We start from the raw sequence: 561 nt of genomic DNA on the forward strand, positions 1-561 counted from the left end.
CAAGTTCTAAAAGGATGGGAATTTTGTTGGTAACTGCGTTTGAATACCGATAAAAAAACTATATTTTATAACCTAAACATATATAAACTGCATGTAAATAAAGTGGGATATTTAGGTTGTTCAAAGTATTAGTGCAATGCCAATACTTATTTTATATGTATTTACTTTTATTTATTAGGATAAATTTTATATAATTGAATCAAGTACATATAAGGATAGGTACTTAACCTATATTAAAACTCGAATTGATTTTATGAAAAAATCATAGGGGATAAGGGAAAATAAGTTAAAAAAGGTAAAAAGGGGATAAGAAATATAATGAATGAAGTACTAGAACTAAAAGAAGAACTACTACAAATTAAAAGTAACAATTATGCTGTACCAGAAGACGTAGATGCATATCCATATGCGCAGTGGATGCTAGATTATATCGGATCACCTGGTGCTGAATTACGTGATGATCTAATTTATAGTACGCTTCACAACTGGATTACAAATGATGTGTTTAGACACAAAGAGTTACGTGGATTAATGCTGCAAGCAATTAGCCCTGATTATTTA

1 pseudogene is annotated in these 561 nt (G+C 29.4%); it reads left to right on the forward strand.

Features of this window, described 5'->3' with window-relative positions:
* Nucleotides 1-318: 318 nt before the first annotated feature.
* A pseudogene (locus KVT34_RS29745) lies at nucleotides 319-561 on the forward strand (DUF2785 domain-containing protein); the annotation flags it as partial.

This window comes from Paenibacillus sp. GbtcB18, from assembly GCF_019091125.1.
GTDB classification, from domain to species: domain Bacteria; phylum Bacillota; class Bacilli; order Paenibacillales; family NBRC-103111; genus Paenibacillus_F; species Paenibacillus_F chitinolyticus.